Annotated in this window: 15 protein-coding genes; 7 read left to right on the forward strand and 8 right to left on the reverse strand. The window is 59.9% G+C overall.

Annotated features, from left to right (window positions below):
• From CIK74_RS01815 to CIK74_RS01845, 7 genes are all read right to left on the reverse strand, one after another.
• Window positions 1–3,937 (reverse strand): SdrD B-like domain-containing protein (locus CIK74_RS01815; RefSeq protein WP_170947697.1); only part of this gene is annotated, 3,937 nt, incomplete at its 3' end.
• A gap of 475 nt (window positions 3,938–4,412) precedes the next feature.
• Complete coding sequence (locus CIK74_RS01820; protein WP_096254001.1) at window positions 4,413–6,713, reverse strand: LuxR C-terminal-related transcriptional regulator; 2,301 nt, start codon at window positions 6,711–6,713, stop codon at window positions 4,413–4,415.
• A 204-nt stretch (window positions 6,714–6,917) separates the two neighbouring features.
• On the reverse strand, window positions 6,918–7,235 hold the full coding sequence (locus tag CIK74_RS01825; RefSeq protein ID WP_096254002.1) for a hypothetical protein: 318 nt from the start codon (window positions 7,233–7,235) through the stop codon (window positions 6,918–6,920).
• Between the two features lie 281 nt (window positions 7,236–7,516).
• Window positions 7,517–8,896 carry an allantoinase AllB gene (gene allB, locus CIK74_RS01830; RefSeq protein ID WP_096254003.1) on the reverse strand — a complete coding sequence of 460 codons (1,380 nt, stop codon included), beginning with the start codon at window positions 8,894–8,896 and terminating at the stop codon, window positions 7,517–7,519.
• Between the two features lie 140 nt (window positions 8,897–9,036).
• On the reverse strand, window positions 9,037–10,830 hold the full coding sequence (gcl, locus tag CIK74_RS01835) for a glyoxylate carboligase (protein ID WP_096254004.1): 1,794 nt from the start codon (window positions 10,828–10,830) through the stop codon (window positions 9,037–9,039).
• Between the two features lie 262 nt (window positions 10,831–11,092).
• Window positions 11,093–12,061, reverse strand: coding sequence for a 2-hydroxy-3-oxopropionate reductase (locus CIK74_RS01840; protein WP_096254005.1), 969 nt, complete (start codon window positions 12,059–12,061; stop codon window positions 11,093–11,095).
• Window positions 12,028–12,828 carry a TIM barrel protein gene (locus CIK74_RS01845; protein WP_096254007.1) on the reverse strand — a complete coding sequence of 267 codons (801 nt, stop codon included), beginning with the start codon at window positions 12,826–12,828 and terminating at the stop codon, window positions 12,028–12,030. Before CIK74_RS01845 ends, CIK74_RS01840 begins: the two co-directional genes overlap by 34 nt.
• A 494-nt stretch (window positions 12,829–13,322) precedes the next feature.
• Between CIK74_RS01845 and CIK74_RS19120 the strand changes: the two genes are divergently transcribed.
• The 3 genes from CIK74_RS19120 to CIK74_RS01855 all read left to right on the forward strand — a co-directional run bounded on the left by CIK74_RS19120 (window position 13,323) and on the right by CIK74_RS01855 (window position 15,903).
• Window positions 13,323–13,448 carry a hypothetical protein gene (locus CIK74_RS19120; protein ID WP_256382537.1) on the forward strand — a complete coding sequence of 42 codons (126 nt, stop codon included), beginning with the start codon at window positions 13,323–13,325 and terminating at the stop codon, window positions 13,446–13,448.
• A gap of 164 nt (window positions 13,449–13,612) precedes the next feature.
• Window positions 13,613–15,142, forward strand: coding sequence for an NCS1 family nucleobase:cation symporter-1 (locus CIK74_RS01850; protein ID WP_096254008.1), 1,530 nt, complete (start codon window positions 13,613–13,615; stop codon window positions 15,140–15,142).
• Between the two features lie 17 nt (window positions 15,143–15,159).
• Window positions 15,160–15,903: an aspartate/glutamate racemase family protein gene (locus tag CIK74_RS01855; RefSeq protein WP_096254009.1), complete on the forward strand. Its 744-nt coding sequence runs from the start codon at window positions 15,160–15,162 to the stop codon at window positions 15,901–15,903.
• A 157-nt stretch (window positions 15,904–16,060) separates the two neighbouring features.
• Here CIK74_RS01855 and CIK74_RS01860 read toward each other — a convergent pair whose 3' ends face one another.
• Window positions 16,061–16,657 (reverse strand): GNAT family protein, encoded by a 597-nt coding sequence (locus tag CIK74_RS01860; RefSeq protein ID WP_096254011.1) that lies wholly within the window; start codon window positions 16,655–16,657, stop codon window positions 16,061–16,063.
• 330 nt (window positions 16,658–16,987) lie between these two features.
• Here CIK74_RS01860 and CIK74_RS01865 point away from each other — a divergent pair, with 330 nt between their 5' ends.
• From CIK74_RS01865 to CIK74_RS01880, 4 genes are all read left to right on the forward strand, one after another.
• The gene (locus CIK74_RS01865; protein WP_096254012.1) at window positions 16,988–17,971 is read left to right on the forward strand and encodes an ABC transporter substrate-binding protein; all 984 of its coding nucleotides are present in this window, start codon (window positions 16,988–16,990) and stop codon (window positions 17,969–17,971) included.
• 91 nt (window positions 17,972–18,062) lie between these two features.
• Entirely contained in the window at window positions 18,063–19,043 is a 981-nt protein-coding gene (locus tag CIK74_RS01870) for an iron chelate uptake ABC transporter family permease subunit (protein ID WP_096254014.1), read from the forward strand.
• Window positions 19,044–19,047: 4 nt separating this feature from the next.
• Complete coding sequence (locus tag CIK74_RS01875) at window positions 19,048–20,097, forward strand: iron chelate uptake ABC transporter family permease subunit (RefSeq protein WP_096254015.1); 1,050 nt, start codon at window positions 19,048–19,050, stop codon at window positions 20,095–20,097.
• Window positions 20,094–20,635: ATP-binding cassette domain-containing protein (locus CIK74_RS01880; protein ID WP_096254016.1), on the forward strand; the 542-nt coding region annotated here is incomplete at its 3' end. The genes CIK74_RS01875 and CIK74_RS01880, both read left to right, overlap by 4 nt.

Below are 20,635 nucleotides of genomic sequence, written 5' to 3' on the forward strand. Positions count from 1 at the left end.
CCGTAGGTTCCGTAGGTTCCACAGTCGGCTCAGTCGGCTCAGTCGGCTCAGTCGGCTCGGTCGGCTCGGTCGGTTCCGTAGGTTCCACAGTCGGCTCAGTCGGCTCAGTCGGTTCGGTCGGTTCCACAGTCGGTTCCGTAGGTTCCGTAGGTTCCACAGTCGGCTCAGTCGGCTCCGTAGGTTCCGTAGGAACTGGCTTTAGGATGAATCCGAAGTCCAGGGTCGGATCTCGGTCTCCGTCATTGGTCAGCCCCTCGGACTTGGCTTCCCAAGTCGAGGAATCGCCTTCGCGATCGGTGCCGTTTTCAATGGTCGGAACGTATGGAGCCAATGGCTCTTTCGATGCATCCTGGTCAATAATCACGGTGTACGACTGTCCGTCTTCGAGAACTGGAAGATTCTCGAAGGTGTAGAAGCCGTTTTCATCGGTAGTGGTCGGTCCAACAGGATCTCCGTTGACATCGATCACCGGTTCGCCGTCAGGGCCAACCAGGGTGAGTACGACGTTCTCGATTCCGGATTCCTCGTCGTCCTGGATGCCGTCCTTGTTGTCGTCTACCCAGACGTAGTCGCCAACAGAAACCTTCGGCTCCTGCTTCAGGACTACACCGGCATCCCACGTCGGGTCGATGCCTTCGGTGGCCTTGACTTCCTGTTCCGAGTATTGCTTGGTCAGAGCCGAGTTCTGTTCGTCCAAGGTAAATTTGATGGTCAGGCCGGTCTGCGGATCAGCATCCGAGTCAGTGGCATCATCGTCGCCAGCATCCTGCGAAGTGAACTCGTACTTCGCAGCCTGTTCTTCGGTTAGCTCGAACTTCACCTGGTAATCGCCAGCAGGCAATTCATCGAAGATGTAGCGTCCGTTGGCGTCGGTGGTCGTTTCGCTGACAACCTCGCCCTTTTCGTCGAGAAGAGTCACCTTGACGCCGGCAAGGACCTCGGCATCGCCTTGGACGCCGTCCTTGTTCGCGTCAACCCAGACGTAGTCGCCCACGGCAAAGGTCTTGGCTGGCTCTTCAGCCGGGGCGTTGTAGAACGGGACCGCTTCGGACGAACCGTCTGCTTCCACGGTGACTTCAAGCAATTCTTCGGAGAGCTCGTACCCTTCTGGGGCGACGACTTCCTTGATCTTGTAGGTTCCCGGGGTCGAGACAGTCACGTTCTTGATTTCCTCGCCCACGGCGATGCGCAGTGCACCGTCCTGGACGAAGACATCATCAACGACGACTGCATCGTCGGCATCCAGGATCTGGAAGCGCGCGTTCTCGTCCGAGATGACACGGAGGGGATCCTCGGCGTCGATCTTGGCGATCGACAGCGGGTAGCCGTCGGTGGGCGTGATCGATGCCTTCGTGCTGCCGATAATGTTCTCGATGGCCACGTCAGCTTCGAAATCAACGATCTCCACCAGCACGTTCACCGAGGCAGCGCCCTGCGAGGAATCAAGCACCGTGCCAGGCTTCTGGAACAGCACCACTGTGCCGGATGGAGCGTCAGCGGTTGGCACGTCGAAACGGGCCTGGACGTTTCCATTCAGGTCCTGGACATCCAGGCTCGGGTTGCTGCGCGAATCAACGCTTGAGTCGGAAACGAATCCGAGGAATTCCATTCCTGCAGGCAAAACGTCAACGACATCAAAGATCTTGACGCCGGTGTAGTTGCCATGGGGAATCAGTGCCACGTTGTAGACGTACTTCGACTGAGCCAGGTTTCCTTCCGGATCAATTTCCGCACGCAGGTTCTGGGTCCACGCTTCGTTTGGGGTGTCGCGGACGTTCTTGCGGATCTCGGCTTCGTCGCCATAGGAGGTGGCTTCACTCACCGCTTCGGACCAGTACAGTGCCTTGCCGTCTTCGCCGAAGAGGGTGGCCTTGTTCTTGATCTGCAGGGTCTGCTTGCCCGCGAATTCCTTGGTGTTCAGGGTCAGATCAAGAGTGAACTGCTTGTCGGTTCCCCAATCGGCGACCTTGGCAGCGCCAGCGTCGCTCAGCTCGATGACCAGATGCTGCTCGTCATCCAGGGACACGACGAAGTCCGCTGGCTCCATGGTGCGCCACCAGTCGTAGGTGGCAGTGACGTTCGAAGCGATCGACTCGAGGTCGCTCACGTCGAAGACCTTGGTGTCCACGTAGTCCACGATGGTGCTCTTGGCCAGGTCAATGCCCTTGCCCTGGCCCACGGTGAAGGTGTACTTCACCGGGGCTGAGGTGCCTGGCTGGACCTCGACCTGGGCTGCGTCGGAAGACTTGTTGAAGTAGTTCGGCGCGTTGAAGCCTTCTTCGTTGTCCTCTTGGGCCAGCAAGCTGACCCTATTGTTGTAGCCGTTCTTTCCGTTCGTGAACTCGGTGTTCAGCTTCCACTCGGCGCGGTTGGTGAGCTCGTACTTGCTCTGGCCGGGAATATTGGTAGCAGACTTGGCCAGACCGCCAACGGTGTGGATGGCTGCCTTGAGTTCCACGGTGACGTTCAGGTCCGTGCCCTTGCCGATGTTGATAAACATCTTCTGTCCGTCGACAAAGTAGGTTCCCACGCAGTCATCTCCGGCAAAAGCTGCCGGGTCAACGGGATCGGTTTTGGCCAATTCGATTCCGCTGGCCTTCAGGAAGTCCGCATCCTCGCTGCTCCACTTTGCCTGGGGAGGCAGTGCGTCAGAGATGATCACGTTGTCCTTGAACGTCTTCTTGACGTTCGATCCGTCCCATGAAGTCAGATCAGACTTGATGGTGTAGATGATGTCCTGCGCTGGATCCAGGGTTCCATCCTCGGCTGGCTCGACGTCTTGCGAAGCCCAGCTCGAATTCTTGCTCAGTCCGCCCGCATTCGGACCCGGCAGGCCGGAAACGGTGCCGGTGATGTTGCCGCCAACGGACAGCGTTGCTTCGCGGTCTGTCTCCCCCAAGGTTGCAGTGTTCTTCAAGTTGACTCGGTAGTTACCGCCGTTTTCCTTGTTGACCTTGTCAGCTTCGGCCTGCAGCTGGGCTTCCAGAGCTGCACGTGCGGCCTCATCGGCAACTGCGGCCTTGTAGGTGATCACGGTCTGGGAAGGGCCTGGCAGGTCCAGCTCTCCGGCGAAGGTATTCCCGTTGACTTCGGGGTCGAATTCCACGGTGGATTGGGTCTTGTTCAGGCCGTTTTCATCCCAGGTGGTTTGCTTAGCGTTGAAGGAGTCTGCGATGTAGCTCATCGATTCCGGGAGGGCATCGGCAATCGAGTAGCCTGCACGGGCAGTTTTCGTGTCAGCAGTGAGGGTGTACTCGACCGGAGCGCCGATCACGGCGGGATCGAGAGTCACGCGTTCAGTGGCCGGATCGTATTTCACGAAACGGTTCAGGTTTCCGGCGTTGGAAACGTACTTGCTCGAGTTCTCGTTCACGTTGGCGAAGTCATCGCCGCCATTCTTGACGATCACATTCAGGGAGGTTTCTTCCCCATCGAGCGACCAGGTGATGTCTTCCACCGAGCTGTGCTCGACCGGGTTGACGGTGAAGTCCAAAGCCCAGACGCCCTGGCCGCTGCCGGCTGGCCATGGGTCCGCAAAGGTCAGGAGCACCGTATTGGGATCGTTGGGATCCTGCGTGACGGAGGTAATTGCTTCATTTCCCGGCGGAATTGAACCAACGCTCACGTTGGACCCGAGCTTGATCGCCACGGTCGAACCCGGAACCACTTGCGCGCCGTCATACTGGAGCACCATCGTCAGGGTCTGGTTCTCGGTAACTACCGAAGTGCCATCGTATTTCTCGTCACCGAGGTTCACATCGACAGTGACACCTGGCGTTGCAGCGAAAGATACGGGTGCACCCAGCCCGATCACCGAAGCAAAGGACAGCAAGACGGTCAGCAGAATTGCCAGCACCGCATGTTTCCGTCCTCGGCCCTCAATGGGTATTCGATCTATTTTGGATGCATCAACAGACGCAGAACGCCACGCAGACATCAAGCATTTCCTCCAGGAATTTTGATTTCAACCGCCTTCAGGATTTTCCTTTGGCAATCTAGAACCATAGCCCGGAGCTTTCACATCAAGTTTTGAGATTTCCCTGCTATGGGATCATAGCTTTCAGTTATTCAGCGTGCGGAATCAGCGACGCGCATTCAGCTCTGTCGTAGCCATAACGTCACCATGTCGTGCGGCACTGCTTCGTGGCCTAACAGTCAGATGGCATCAAAAAGAAGGAAGATCCCCCGTTTTGCCTATACCCTGGGGCCCTCGGCTACACGGATTCGCGCCCGAACTGATTCAGTTTGCGAACTGATTCAAAGGAGAACAGGAACTTCCAAGATCAATCGAAGATGTTACGTTCCGCAGTAAACCAAGAGCATTTCGATAATTCTGGGATGGAAATTTTCAGATCTTGGATTAAAGAGTTAACCCCAGAATTCACCCGCATTTGGCTGACCTGCCGACAAAGTCACAGGCCCAAGGTGCGTGCCCTGTCCAGCATCTGCTTCAAATTATTCGCTTCCAGCTTGCGGTACAAACTTCTGATCTGGGTCTTGATGGTGTTTTCCGAACGGAAGGTTTGTTCGGCAATTTCCTTGCGGCTCTTCCCCTCGCGCAAGTGGCTGAGGACGTCGCGTTCCCGCTGCGTCAGCAGAGGGCGAACCGCCGTTCGGCTTTCTGCCGATACTGTAATCCTGCCCAGTCTGCGCGCCGACTCGGAGCCCATTTCCAACAGGCTGTCGATACTTCCCCACCCGGGGAGCATTTTGAGCATGGCGATTTCATACAGGCTTCCTGAATCGGCATGGGCCTGCCGGACTGATTCAGCAAGCTCGGGCGTCGCGCCCTCCGGGCTGAGCGCGGCCATCCGTGCGTACTGTCCAAGATTCCCTCCACGACGCAGGCCTGTGAAGGGCCCGCGGTTATCCAATTCTGCCAGTGCAGCATCTGGCCTTCCCTCGGAAAGATGCTTCAGCGCAAGCAGTGCAGGATCGATTCCGTTGCGGTCAAGATCATCGGGGAGATAGGTGTGGTCGACCAAAGCAGCGGTTGCAAGGATGTCATCGAGCAGCCGTCGGGCCAAGGGGGCACGTGATGCCACCGCCCGCTGCTGCCGCATCCGGTACACCAGCTTCCTTGCAGCCGCGGTGAGACCAGAGCTGATCTTCTCCATGGCCAGCAGATAGGCATGCACCGACCAGAATTCATCCGAGTCAGGACCTCGCGGCAATTTCCCCAACTCGCGTCGCATCTGGCCTGAATCCAGACTTCCGCTGGCAAGGTACGCCCGCGCCAGGATGGCCCCGCGTTCGAGCATGGCTTGGCCCCAGCGCACTTGCCCGATGTGCTGTTCGTGCTCGTCCAGGTATTTCCGCGTGGCGTCCATGTCGCCGTGCAGCATGGCAAGTTTTCCACTGGGATCCGAAAGCAAATAAGCATTGCCGGTCTTCCGTGCATGGGCCAGCGAGAGTTCATAGGATTGCAGTGCTTCAACTTCGCTTCCAGCCAGATAGAGGCTGTTGCCTGCCTGGGCGTGGATCAACGCCAAAAATGAAGACTTCATCTCGTGGGCACCGGATGCCTTGTGGAGGGCATCGCGCAAGCGCAGGGACGCTTCACCAGCCTCCGCGTACATTCCATTGAAGCGCAGGTAGAGCATTTCCAGCAGGCCGACAGTGACCGCTCTGGCGTCCGGGTTCAGGAACAACCGGTCCGTTTCAGTCCTCAGCGACTGCGCCAAATTGTCATTTCCATAATTCGGCGCTATTCGAGGGAACTGCGGCCCGGATTTATCATGCGTAAGCAAGTCCAGAAGACGGACGCCCAGCCCCAGGTAGGCGTTATTCCTGGCGACGAACGACGGGATTTGGGATGCAAGTTCCGTGAGCTGCATCGGATCCAGCAAATACAGCTCATCCCACTTCCCAACAACAATCCGGCTCAAGGAGGCCCACCGCTGCTGCGCAATGGCCACCTGGGCCGTTGCGATCAGGCCCTGTTCGCTAATAGCCGCCTCCAACGCTGCGTCTTCCAGGATCTCCATTCTCTCTGCTCCGGCCAAACGGACTCGTTCCAACAGCAGCTGGCGGACCATCTCTGGCATGAGCCAGCCGCCATCGCCATCCCCCTGCAGCAACCCGCACTGGACGAGGTCGCCTACGGTGTGTGAAGTGGTCGTGAGGCGTCCGTAGTAGGCTGCCACCGTCGCCTCATCGAAGACAGACAAGATGGCGGCCTCGGATAGTTCTCTGTGCGGATCCCGGTGAGCGAGCCACATGGACAATCCGTCACGCAACAGCTGCAATGCCGGTTCTACAGCCTGTTGGTCTTCGGCCAGTTTCCGGGCCGCTGTCAGCCAGCCGCCACATTGCCGGAAGATGGCACCTGCCGCTTTAGTGCCTGATCCCGCACGGCCACCGAGCAGGAGGGGGATTTCATCGAGGCTAAGCAACAGGTCTCGCTGTTCTGCAAATTGAACTGGTGCATGCAGAGCCAAGTGCCATACGGTGTGCCCGGGAGAAAGAATGACTGCGGCGCGGAGGTTCGGATCTTCTGCCAGCTGCTGATCAAGCACCTCCAGTTCGGAGCAATCGCTGTGCGACTTGGCGGAGAAATCATGGACCTGTCCTGGCCCATCGCCGATCCAGGAATTGGCGAACCAGAACCTTCCGGTGCCCTGAGCCGCACGAACCAGCAACAACCTTGCGCGGGGGTTGGCCCAGCCCATGAATCGCTGAAACGCCGGGTGCGGCTGGAACTGGGCAGTCACTCGTTCACCTTCCGGTGCGGTGTCCGGATGTCTCGGAGAAATGCGGGAGATCCCGTCCGCAATTCTCGGGATGTCCCCAGGCGCTGCTGGATAGCGCCCAGACTGGCTATTGTATCCACGAATTACCTCCAGCCAAGATGCCGCTTAAGCGGCCAAGTCTCCACACGTGCAGTTCGGGGCCCTGCACGCCGCTTCGCCGGGACTTCAACCTGGATCTTCGAGGCCGCGTTTCATGCGTCCGCTTCCGCGCAGGTCTCCGAGAGCCGGCAGCATTTCGATCCGCGGTGCAGGACGTTGCCGCGGGCTCTGCGCTGGTTGCTTGGCGCCATCCTCTTCAGCCGCCGGCTCGAGAGATTGGGAGGTCTTGGGATGCCGGCGCCAATGGACATAGGTCTTGATCCCGAAAGCAAGGAGCACAGCCACGACAATCGAGCCGAAGACCAGCGAAGCATGCACCGCCTCGGCCAAAGCCAAGTCATCCAGATTTTTGGTCATTATCGAGGTAGCAGTATTCGCGTTCATAACCATTCCTGTACTCGAAGTGACGACTGCGCTAACCCCATATGGCTCACAGTCTATGAGCTGGGAGGCCCAATTCGCGCGTGCCTCATCCAATCGATACCTCTTTGTTATGCGCGAGCCGAACACTGGGCACTTAGGCCAGTAAATGCACCCGGAAGCATTGGAATCCGGCGGTGCTGAGGCTACGATACGGCCTTGCCCGGAGGCCGGTGCGCGGTCCGGCACGCGAAAACCCCTCTCCCGCCAGAAAGGCAGAAGAGGGGTCCGGCAAAAGCCAGCTCCTAGTGCTCGCTGCGGATCAGCGCTCCGCCAGGAACCTGGAAGTCCACGTCGGCCCCGGCGATGATCGACCGGCGGACCACGCCGTGCAAGGTCTTGCCCTGATATGGGGAAATCGGGTTCTTGTGATGCAGTTTGGCCACGTCCACCTCGAAGGTGTCCTCCGGAGCAAAGACCGCGAAGTCGGCGTCCTTGCCTTCCTCGATGCTGCCCTTGGCACTCAGGCCGGCAAGCTTGGAAGGATTTACGCCCATCCACTGCACCACCTGCTCCAGCTGCAGTCCGCGCTTCTTCGCCTCGGACCAGATCAGCGGCAGGCCCAGCTGCAGCGAAGCGACGCCGCCCCAGGCGACGCCGAAGTCGCCGTTCTCCACGTCCTTCAGATCAACGGTCGACGGGGAATGGTCCGAAACGATGCAGTCGATAATGCCTTCTTCCAAGCCCTTCCACAGCAGTTCGCGGTTGTCGTTCTCGCGGATCGGCGGGCAGCACTTGAAGGCCGTGGCGCCGTCCGGGATCTCCTCGGCAAGCAGCGTCAGATAGTGCGGGCAGGTTTCCACGGTGAGCTTCACGCCTTCGGCGCGGGCCTCGCGGATCATCTCAAGGGCATCCGAGCTGGACAGGTGCAGCACGTGGGCGCGCACCCCGGTCTTGCGGGCGCGCTCGATGACCTGCGCAATGGCGGTATTCTCCGCATCGCGCGGACGCGAGTTGAGGAATCCGGAGTACTGTCCGCCGGCAGGGTTCGGCGAATTATCGATGATCTCCGAGTCCTCGGCATGCACGATCATCAGCGAGTCGAAGGAGGCAAGCTCTGCCATGTCCTCTTCCATCTCGTCGACGGTCAGCGAGGGGAACTCGTCGACTCCGGAGTGCAGCAGGAAGCACTTGAAGCCGAAGACGCCGGCTTCGTGCAGCTGACGCAGGTCCTTCTTGTTGCCCGGGATGGCGCCGCCCCAGAAGCCGACATTGACATAGGCGCTCTTGCTGGCAGCCTCGCGCTTGATTTCCAGCGCTTCGAGGTTCACCGTGGGCGGGATGGAGTTCAGCGGCATGTCCACGATCGTGGTGACACCGCCTGCCGCTGCGGCCTTGGTGGCGGACTCGAAGCCTTCCCACTCGGTGCGCCCCGGCTCGTTGACGTGGACATGGGTATCCACCAACCCCGGGAGCAATACCTCGTCGTCGCCGACCTCGATGGTGCGTGTGCCCTGCAGATTATTTCCCAGCGGCTCAATGGCCACGATCTTTCCGTCGCGGACGCCGATTTCGCGGGCGGCCATGCCGGCGGTAGTCAAGATGCGTTCGCCACGGATAACCAGATCGAAGCCCAGATCTGTGGTGCCGCTGGCTTCGCGTTCAACAGCTTCGTTGATGCTCATGAGTCGTTCCCTACTCGTTACGTTTAAAGCTTGAGACTAAATTCTGTGGTGCGTGGTGCGGTTATTTCCATGATCTCCTATCCTGAAAATAACCGCACCCGCAATTCATGTGGAGTTGCCAGTGGCAGCGACGACCGACCTCAGGCACTCACACCGGCACCGGATTTCATGGGCACCAGCGCGGTAGGCGCATCCCCGATCTCCAGTGCAAGATCTTCAAATTCATTAACCGCATCCAGCTGCGCACCCATGGAAATGTTGGTGACCTTCTCCAAGATCACCTCAACCACCACGGGGACCTGGTGCTCGTCGGCCAGACAGTTCGCCTCGGCGAATCCCTCGGCCAGCTTCGCCGGATCATTCACCCGAACGGCCTTGCATCCGAGCCCTTCGGCGACCTTGACGTGGTCCACGCCGTAACCGTCGGTTTCCGGGGAGTTGATGTTATCGAAGCCCAAGGAGACGTGGTAATCCATTTCGAAGGGACGCTGCGATTGGCGGATCAGGCCAAGGTAGGAGTTGTTGACCACCACGTGCACGTACGGCAGCTTGAACTGTGCTCCCACTGCCAGCTCTTCGATCATGAACTGGAAATCGTAGTCCCCGGACAGTGCCACAACTTTTTCCCCTGGCTTGCCGCGCACGACGCCCAGGGCTGCCGGACCGGTCCAGCCCAAGGGGCCGGCCTGGCCGGCGTTGATCCACTTGCGTGGCCCATAAACGTGCAGCATCTGCGCGCCGGCGATCTGGCTGAGCCCGATGGTGGATACGTAGGTGGTGTCCGCCCCGAAGACCGCGTTCATCTCCTGGTAGACGCGCTGCGGCTTGATCGGAATATTGTCGAAGTTGGTCTTGCGGTGGTTCGTGCCCTTGCGGGCGGTGCACTGTCCAGCCCACTGCGAATAGTCGGGGATCAGTCCAGCGCTCTTGCGTTCGCGCACGATCTCCAGAATCGAGTCCAGCGCCGCCGCGGCATCCGAGGTAATTCCCAGATCCGGCGCGAATACGCGGCCGATCTGGGTCGGCTCGATATCCACGTGGATGAACTTGCGCCCGGCTCGGTAGGTTTCGAGGCCACCGGTGTGCCGATTCGCCCACCGGTTTCCGATGCCGAGCACCACGTCCGAGGCCAAGAAGGATTCGTTGCCGTATTTGGTGTGCGTCTGGATGCCCACCATGCCCGACTGCAAACGGTGGTCATCCGGGATGACACCCCAGCCCATCAGGGTGGGCGAGACCGGGATGTTGAGCTCTTCGGCCAGCTGCACGAGCTTATCGCTGGCGTTGGCGTTGATCACGCCACCGCCGGCAACGATAATTGGACGCTTGCCGCTCAGCAGCAGGTCAACGATCTTCTCGGCCTGGCCGCGGGTTGCCTTCGGCTTGGTGGGCGCCAACGGCTCATAGGCATCGATGTCAAAATCAATTTCGGCCATCTGCACATTGATAGGCAAGTCGATCAGCGCAGGACCAGGGCGGCCCGAACGCATGATCTGGAAAGCCTTGGCGAAGGTTCCCGGAACGAGCCCCGGCTCCAGCACGGTGCTGGCGTATTTGGTCACCGGCTTCGCGATGGATTCAATATCCACCGCCTGGAAGTCTTCCTTGTGCAATACGTGGGTTGGCGCCTGGCCGGTGATGCACAGCATCGGGATCGAGTCGGCGATGGCCGCATACAGGCCGGTGATCATGTCGGTGCCGGCCGGTCCGGAGGTGCCCAGGCACAAGCCGATCTTGCCGCTGGCCCGCGAGTAGCCATCCGCTGCATGCGAGGCGCCTTCGACGTGGCGGTGCAGCGTGTGGCGGATTCCGCCATGCTGTTTCATCGCCGAGTACAGCGGGTTGATTGCCGCGCCGGGCAAGCCGAACGCTTCGGTGGAGCCTTCCTTTTCCAGGATCAGCACGATGGCATCTACTGCGCGCATCTTAGGCATTGAAATCACACATCCTTATCGATGGTTCGGCCCCGAACGGAGCGGTGAAAGAAGAATCAAGATCATGAGGGGATGACCTGTGGCGGGCCGACGAAGTGAATCGACTTCACGCCCACCCCGAGCACCGGAAGCCGGACTCGAACTGGAACGAAGGACTCCACCTGCTGGCGAAAACAGTTGTTCGCCAGCAGGTGGGCCGGCTGCCGAAGGCAGGCGTTGGACCCGCCACAGGAAGAATGAGGGGAAGAGCTAAGTGGGAAACCTACTGGCTTTGACCCGAAAGGCGCTGCACTCCGCGGAAAAGACCCGAGTGATCCAGCGCGCCGTCGCCGCTGGCGACGGTGGAACCCACCAGCTGGGCGACGAGCGAACCCATCGGAAGCACCACGCCGGCTTCGCGGGCGGCCGAGGTGACGATGCCCATGTCCTTGTGGTGCAGTGCCAGCCGGAATCCCGGTCCGAATTCACGGTCCAGGATCTTCTGGCCCTTCTGCTCTAGCACCTTGGAGCCGGCAAGTCCCCCGCCGAGCACCTTCAATGCCGAATCGGTGTCAACGCCATAGGCTTCGAGGAAGACCACCGCTTCGCTGAGCGCCTGGATATTTGCGGCGACGATCAGCTGGTTGGCGGCCTTGACGGTCTGCCCGGATCCGGAGGGACCGACCAGGACGATGGTTTTGCCGACCGCTTCGAGCACCGGCTTGGCAACGGCGAAGTCCGCCGGTTCACCGCCGACCATAATGGAGAGCACCGCGTCGATGGCTCCCTGCTCGCCGCCGGATACCGGTGCGTCCAGTGGACGCAACCCGGCCTCGCGCGCCGCATTCGACAGGTGCACCGCTACGTCGGGGCGGATGGAGGAATTATCGATCCAGATGGCCCCGGATTTCGCATGCGCAAACAGGCCCTCTGCACCGGTGGTGACCGCTTCGACATCCGGAGAGTCCGGAACCATGGTGATGATGACGTCGGCGTCCTTGACCGCTTCGGCGATTGAGTTTGCCGCGTGGCCGCCGGCTGCCGCAAGCTCGGTGGCGGCTTTTTCGCTGCGGTTGAAACCGGTGACGTTGAAGCCTGCGGTGACGAGGTTCTTAGCCATGGGCAGTCCCATGATTCCCAAGCCGATAAATGCAACATTCTGTGACATGTGATTCTCCAAAAGTGTTTTGGCGGCCCGCACGAGGGGCGAGTGGAAGTTTAGGAGGCGTTGGCGCCGGCGGTGGCTAGCCATTTGAAGGCGGTTTGCGCCTCCTGCTTGTACTCCAGGGCTACCTTGCCGGTGTATCCAAGCTGGCGGGAGCGTTCGATCCAGGCAAGCAGGGGCAGGTCACCGGTTCCCGGTGCCCCACGGCCAGGCGCGTCGGCGATCTGGATGTGGCCGAATTCTTCCGCGTGGTTTTCGATGACCTGCGGGACATCATCGCCGTTGACCGCCAGGTGGTAGAAGTCGGCCAGCAGGGCAATATTTTTCTTGCCCGCATCCTTGACCTTGTTGACCACATCCAGTGCCTCGGCGGCGGTCTTCAGCGGGTAGGCCTCGGTGCCGGACACCGGTTCGATCAGAACGGTGCCTTCGATGCGTTCGATGCCCCCGGCGGCAACTAACAGGTTTTCAAGGGCCAGCTCGTCTTGAGCCTGCGCGGTGGAGCCCGCAAGACGATTTCCATAGAGGGCGTTGAAGGATTTGCATCCGGTGGCCTCGCCGATAGCGGTGACCACGTCCACGTTCTCACGGAACTCTGCGCTGCGCCCGATCCACGAAACTAGTCCGCGGTCCCCCCCGGGCATATCTCCGGCGAAGAAGTTCAATCCGTCCAGCTGCACGCCCGCGCTCTTGATCGAGCCGATGAACTCGTCTACCTGCTTGTCGCTCGGCACGGCGGTGGCGAATGGCCACCAGAATTCGACGCTGTCGAATCCCGCCTGCTTGGCTGCTTCGGCACGCTGATTAATGGGTAGTTCGGTGAGCAGAATCGAGCAGTTCAGAGTGTAAGACACTGGATTTCCCTTCAAAACCTATTCAAAGATTCCACTTCATGGAATATTTGTTTTGCTTTACGAAAACTCTAAGACGAGACCCGGATCACTGTCAACCCTTGATCGTCCCTGCTCAAATCGCCCAAGACGCGCACCCAAGAGCGAATCCACCCCTCCCGACAACCAGGAACCCCTCCGCAGTTAACCTTGGTAGCGGGCGGCTGGATGGAGGCCCTCGCAGCTGCCGGTCGCCATATCCAGCCACCACCCCCTCGACGGCCAGCTCCACCGCCAATCCGCCTGCGCGGACCCCGGGCAAAGGGGAAGTGCCGAAGTCCGGCCGATCTCCTCGGCACCAGCTTTAAGCTAAATCAACTAGTCAACACCTGCCATGAAAAATTCCGCACAGTGAAATGGAGATTCTCTATTGCGGTAATGTGACACACGGCATAAAGTGGGTGGACAATCGATGTGGCACACATCTCGGAGTGAATTTCTCTAACTCAGGAGCAGCCATGAGCACACAACTCATAGGGATTCGCACAGAAAAGCCAGCCTGGCGACTGCAGCACGAAGCCCAGCCCGTGGTGGGCACACCTACCGAGTTCTATTTGAACTTCGGCCAGCCGATCTATCCGTAACGCGTCATCTCGTCCCCTCAGCGGACGTACACGCAGCTTCTTCCGTATGCATAGACCAGCATGATTCATTCATGCGCGCTGTCGATAATTCGTTGTCCCCAACGCTTCTCACCGTCGAGAGCAGACTTCGATCCTCAGCACGCACCTGAGAATAGGACCTCACCATGGGGCATCAAATTCCGGAGACCACCTCCGCGCCGACGATCATCACCCAATCGCACAACGAACGCATTGACCCTTCCAACCCACATGAGCTCAGCGCCACCCTGTACAACGAGGACCTCGCGCCGACTACGCGCACGGGGCGCACCTGGAACTCGTACAGCATCTTCACCCTCTGGGCCAACGACGTGCACTCGCTGGGCAACTACGCTTTCGCCATCGGACTGTTCGCTCTGGGGATGAGCGGCTGGCAAATCCTCGCCGCCCTGGGCATCGGGGCAATTCTCCTCTTCGCCCTGTTGACCCTCTCGGGCTTCATGGGCGAGAAGACCGGTGTGCCGTTCCCCGTCATGAGCCGCATTGCCTTCGGCGTCAACGGTGCGCAGATCCCGGCGCTGTTGCGTGGCGCCGTGGCTATCGCCTGGTTCGGGATTCAAACATTCTTGGCATCCCAGGTGCTGAGCGTCATGGTCATCGCACTGGCACCGAGCGCAGTCGGTTTGCAGCAGACCAGCTTCCTGGGACTCGACACCCTCGGCTGGATCTGCTTCGTTTCCCTCTGGGCCATCCAGCTGGTGATTGTCAGCTACGGAATGGAAATGATTCGCAAGTACGAGGCCTTTGCCGGCCCGGTCATTCTCGTCACCTTCTTGGCACTGGCCATCTGGATGCTCTTTGAATCGGGATTCAACGTCTCCATGAGCACCGGTGAAGCAAGGTCCGGGCTGGACATGTGGGTCGGCATCTTTGGAGCCGCTGCCTTGTGGGTTTCGATTTACGGAACTTTCGTTTTGAACTTCTGCGACTTCACCCGTGGCGCCACCTCGAAGAACGCCATCGTGCGCGGAAACTTCTTCGGCATTCCACTGAACATGCTGTTCTTCGGGGCCATCGTGGTGGTGCTCACCGGAACCCAATTCTCCATAAACGGCACGATCATCACCTCACCTTCAGATGTCGTCGAGGCCATCCCCAACACGCTGCTGCTCGTCCTGGCCTCCGGTGCGCTGCTGATCCTGACCATCGCGGTGAACCTGATGGCAAACTTCGTGGCCCCGACCTACGCGCTGACCAACCTCTTCCCCAAGCGGTTGAACTTCCGGGCCGCCGCCCTGATTTCCGGCTTCATCGGTTTGGTGATCCTGCCTTGGAACTTGTACAACTCCCCGGAAATCATCAATTACTTCCTCGGCGGGCTCGGTGCCCTGCTCGGCCCGCTATTCGGCATCATCATGGCCGACTACTGGCTCGTACGCCGGGCACGAATCAACGTCTTGGACCTTTACCGCACCAATCCAGAGGGCACCTACTACTTCACTCGCGGAGTTAACTTCCGCGCTGTGGCTGCCCTGGCCATCAGCTCGGTCATTGCCTTGCTCCTGGCGTTCCTGCCCGCACTGCACGTTATCGGACCCTTCGCGTGGTTCCTCGGCTCCGGAGCCGGGGCAGTTACCTACCTGATCCTGGCCAAGCGCCGCCTCGACCTGACGGATATTGACGGCGAAGCCATCGCGGTCACCCCGAAGCACTGATTTCTAAGGAACTGATCATGCGCATTCTCATTGTCAATGTGAACACCACGGCCTCGATGACTCACGCGATCGGCGAATCGGCTCGCAAAGTCGCCTCGCCGGGCACCGAAATCATCGAGCTGACTCCCGATTTCGGCGCAGACTCCTGCGAGGGAAACTTCGAAAGCTACCTCGCCGCCATCGCCGTGATGGACAAGGTCGTCAATTATCCCGGAGCCTACGACGCGGTCATCCAGGCCGGCTACGGAGAGCACGGGCGGGAAGGGCTGCAGGAGCTGCTGGAGGTCCCGGTCGTTGACATCACCGAGGCCGCGGCCTCTACCGCACAATTTTTAGGTCATAAGTACTCGGTCGTGACTACTCTGGACCGGACCGTTCCGCTGATTGAGGACCGACTGAAGCTTGCCGGGCTCACCGACCGGCTGGCCTCGGTGCGCGCCAGCGGCCTGGGAGTCCTGGAGCTGGAATCCGATCCCGAACGGGCCGTTGCGGCCATCGTGGAGCAATCGCGACAGGCGGTGCAGGTTGATAAGGCGGAAGTGATCTGCCTGGGTTGCGGCGGCATGGCTGAATTGGAGGCGAAGGTCAGTGAGGCCACCGGCGTGCCAATTGTTGATGGGGTGCGTGCCGCGGTGACCATTGCCGAGTCCTTGGTTCGCATGGGCTTGAGGACTTCAAAGGTGCGCACCTATGCAACTCCTCGCCCGAAGACCATTACCGGCTGGCCGATCAGCCGCAGCAGAAGTGGCCTAGCCGTCTGAGACTGGACGCCCAGTTTGCACGGTAAAGCCCAAGGCATAACCCAGTCAATTCCCAGAGTGCCCATTTAGAGTCGTAAGTACCTCTTGAAGGTGCGAGTGATGACAAGAACCCTCCAACGCTGCAAGCGTTGGAGGGTTCGCTCATGTTCAGGGGCGTTCAGGATTCGAACCGGGCAGGCCACTCCTCGGCTAGAAGCGCGTAGCTCATGCCGTCCAGCCATTGTCCATCGCGGTGCAGTGCATCGCGCTTGCTGTATCCCTCACGCCTCATGCCGATTCGCTCCATCAGCCGCCACGACGGCTCGTTCGCGGCGAAGCATTCAGCAATGACCCGGCGTAGGCCCAACTGCCCGAAACACAGGTCGATGACCCCACGGACCGCTTCGGTGGCATAACCAAGACCACCATATTCTGGGTTGAAGCTCCACCCGATCTCGGCTTCGACGCCGCGGGTCGCATCCTCGATCTCGCGCTGGCCCCAACCATCTTTCACCTTCACCATGACCGTCCCGATCAACTGCGGCCGGCCTTGCGCATCCAGCAGCTGAACCGCGACATCACAGGCATAGCGCCTGGCTTCCATGAACTGCTCCAGGTACTGCGGGAAATCATCGGCACACGAGGTAATCCAGCGTTGCACCTCTGGTAGTTTCCGGTATTCCCACGTCGCTTGGGCATCGGCAATTTCGAGCCGCCGCAGCAAGAGCCGCCGAGTAGTCACGGGCCAGTTGATTCGATCGAGAGAGTCGCTCATCTTCGTATCCTAGTTCGGCGCTTCGCGCCCGCCTGCCGTGGTGCGTGCGGTTCATGACGGCAGATGAACACCCGAACGCGACCATTATGGCCCAACCGAGAATAATTTAGCGATGTTTCGCTGCGCTATATTCGCCGCACGAATAGCTTGCCTCACCTAACTAAACGCGGAAAATCACTCATGAAATCGGATATTCCGACGCGCAAGCATGAATTAAGTGAGCTAAGTAACAACAGTCTGGCTTATTCGATTTAGGTCAGCTTAGGCTAGGCTAATTATCAGATCACTCATTTGCGCGACCAATGTCGGTCGCCCGTCCCGAAGGATGACATGGCTTCCATGAAACTTCGCGCCGCAGCTTTGCTGGGCGTTGCAGCACTCTCCCTGACCGCTTGCGGCTCCAACGGCGAAGCCCCGGCAGAGTCCGCACCAGCGTCTACCTCTACGGTGACTTTCACCGATAACAACGGCGAACACACCATCAACACTCCGGCGAAGTCAGTGGTCGCAACCGACAACCGCACCTTCGAAACTCTTGAGGCCTGGGGCATCGAGCTCACCGCCGGCGCCGTGGCACTGATGCCAGACACCATCAGCTACGCCAAAGATGAAAAGGTCATTGACCTCGGCAGCCACCGCGAGCCGAACCTCGAAGCAATTGTCGAGGTAGCCCCGGACCTGGTTATCAACGGCCAGCGATTCACCCAGCACGCAGAGAAGCTTTCCAAGCTGGCTCCCGAAGCCACCATCGTGAATCTTGACCCACGCGAAGGCGAGGCCTTCGACGCGGAGCTCAAGCGCCAAACCACCGTACTGGGTGAAATCTTCGGCAAGCAGGCAGAGGCCAAGGCACTGACCGATGACTTCGACAAGGCAGTTGCACGCGCCAAGGCCGCATACAACAATGACGCGACGGTCATGGGCCTGATCACCTCCGGCGGCGAGATCAACTACTCAGCTCCGGGTAGCGGACGCAGCGTCGGCCCGGCCTTCGATATTCTAGGCCTCACCCCGGCACTAGTGGTCGAGGATTCCTCCACCGATCACGAGGGCGACGATATCTCGGTAGAGGCAATCGCCAAGTCGAATCCCGACTGGATTCTCGTCCTTGACCGCGACGGCGCGATTGCCAGCGAGGAAGCCGGCTACACCCCGGCCGCAGACCTGCTGAAGAAATCCGAAGCCCTGGCCAACGTCACCGCTGCCAAGGAAGGAAACGTCGTGGTCATGCCCGCGGATACCTACACCAACGAAGGTATCCAGACCTACACCGAGTTCTTCAATGATTTTGCAGATGCGCTGGAAGCCAAGTAACCAGAACGCTGAATAGCGACCTCGTGGCGGAGCCGATACCCGGCTCCGCCACGAGGTCGTATCCACCACACATCGAATTCACGGCGGCACCATGACTACTACGACCCCCGCGGTCAAGCCCAAGGGCAGACTCCTCGAACCCAAGCTGATGCTTGGCATCCTCGGAGTCCTCATCCTCTTGGGCTTCTCCCTGTTCACCGGTGTCTATGACATCTTCGGCGCCGATGACGGGTCGGCGATGTTCGCCGTGACCCGCATCCCGCGCACCATCGCCCTGGTCCTTGCCGGAGCCGCGATGGCCATGAGCGGGCTGGTCATGCAGCTGCTCACGCAGAACCGCTTCGTGGAACCAACCACCACCGGCACCACCGAATGGGCCGGGCTGGGACTGCTGACGGTGCTGATCATCAACCCCGAAGCCTCGCTGCTGGCCAAGATGACCGTGGCGATCGTCTTCGCCTTCATCGGCACCATGGTCTTCTTCCTGTTCCTGCAGCGAGTCTCGCTGAAGGCCTCGTTGACGGTGCCCATCGTGGGGATCATGCTCGGCGCCGTGGTGGGCGCCTTCTCCTCCTTCATTGCCCTGCAGACCGACATGCTCCAATCCCTGGGCATCTGGTTTGCCGGTTCCTTCACCTCGGTGATCCGCGGGCAGTACGAGGTGCTGTGGATCGTGGCGTTGGTGGCCATCGCAATCTTCATCGTGGCCGACCGTTTCACCGTGGCCGGGCTCGGCGAAGAAATCGCCACGAACGTTGGGCTGAACTACCGCCAGGTGATGCTTTTGGGCACCGGCCTGATTGCGATTGCCACCGGTGTTGTCACCGTGGTCATCGGCAACCTTCCCTTCCTGGGACTGATCGTGCCGAATATCGTGTCCATGTTCCGCGGAGATGACCTGCGCAGCAACCTGCCGTGGGTATGTCTGCTGGGCATTGCCATCACCACCGTCTGCGACCTGATCGGCCGCACCATCATCATGCCTTTCGAGATTCCGGTCTCCTTGATCCTCGGCGTGCTCGGCGCGGTTGTCTTCATTTCCCTGCTACTGAGGCAGCGCAAACTTGGCTAAGCTCATGACTCCCCCACGCACCACCCCCAAGCTTCCCTCGCCGCCGATCTTTGGCCGCGCCTCCGGCGCACTGCCGACGAAGAAGATCCGCAGCCGCTACTGGATCATCTTCTCCATCATGCTGGCCTTGGCGCTGAGTTTCAGCTTCGGCCTGCTGGCCTGGGATAACCCGATGCCGGTGGGCTCCGACGGGTTCTGGCTGATCGCGAAGATGCGCGCCAGCAATATCCTGACCATGGCCATCGTCGCCTTCTGCCAGGCGGTTGCGACGGTATCATTCCAGACGGTCACGAACAACCGCATCATCACCCCATCCATTATGGGCTTCGAGTCCCTCTACGTGGCGGTGCAGACCGCCTCGGTGTTCTTCATGGGCGCCGCCGGCGTGGTCGCCCTGCAGGGATTGTGGCAGTTCACCTTGCAGGTAGCGATCATGGTGGTCCTGGCCTGCCTGCTCTACGGCTGGCTGCTGTCCGGCAAGCTGGGCAATATCCAGATCATGCTGCTGATCGGCATCATCCTGGGCGCTGGCCTCGGGTCGATCTCCACCTTCATGCAGCGCATGCTCTCCCCGAGCGAGTTCGACATCCTGACCGCGAAGCTCTTCGGCTCGATGAACAATGCGGATATGAGCTACCTGCCGGTGGCCATCCCGCTGATCCTCATTGCCGGGTTCTTCCTGATCTCGAATTCCCGGAAAATGAATATCGTGTCCCTCGGCCGCGACACCACCATGAATCTTGGCATCAACCACCGCTCGGAGGTGATGCGCACGCTATTCTTCGTCTCGATCCTGATGGCCGTATCCACCGCGCTGGTCGGCCCGATGACCTTCCTCGGCTTCCTGGTGGCAACCCTGGCCTACCAGCTTGCGGACACCTACGACCACCGCTTCATTTTCCCCATCGCCTTCCTGACCGGCTTCGTGGTGCTCGCCGGCGCCTACTTCGTGATGAAAAATATCTTCTACGCCCAAGGCGTGGTCGGCATCATCATCGAGGCCGTGGGCGGCGTGACATTCCTGATCTTCATCCTGCGAAAGGGCCGGCTGTGATTACCCTCAAAGAAGTGCATAAGAAGTACAGCTCCGAGGTGGCCATCGGACCGGTCACCCTCGAGATCCCGACCGGCGGCATTACCGCCCTGGTGGGCCCCAACGGGGCCGGAAAGTCCACTATGCTCACCATGGTCGGACGCCTGTTGGGCATCGATTCGGGCAGCATCGAGGTGGCCGGCTACGACGTGGCCTCCACCGCCTCGAAGGACCTGGCGAAGATCGTATCGATCCTGCGCCAGGAGAACCACTTCGTCACCCGGTTGACCGTCCGCCAGCTGGTCGGCTTCGGGCGCTTCCCGCACTCCAAGGGGCGGCTGACGCCGGCGGATGAAGAGATCATCTCGCGGTCCATCGACTTCCTCGACCTCTCCGAGCTGGAGGGCCGCTACCTCGACCAGCTCTCCGGAGGCCAGCGCCAGCGCGCCTACGTTGCCATGGTGCTGGCGCAGGACACCGAAACGGTGCTGCTGGACGAGCCGCTGAACAACCTGGACATGAAGCATTCGGTGCTGATGATGCAGCACCTGAAGCGGGC

Source organism: Glutamicibacter sp. BW77, assembly GCF_002332285.1.
GTDB classification, from domain to species: domain Bacteria; phylum Actinomycetota; class Actinomycetes; order Actinomycetales; family Micrococcaceae; genus Glutamicibacter; species Glutamicibacter bergerei.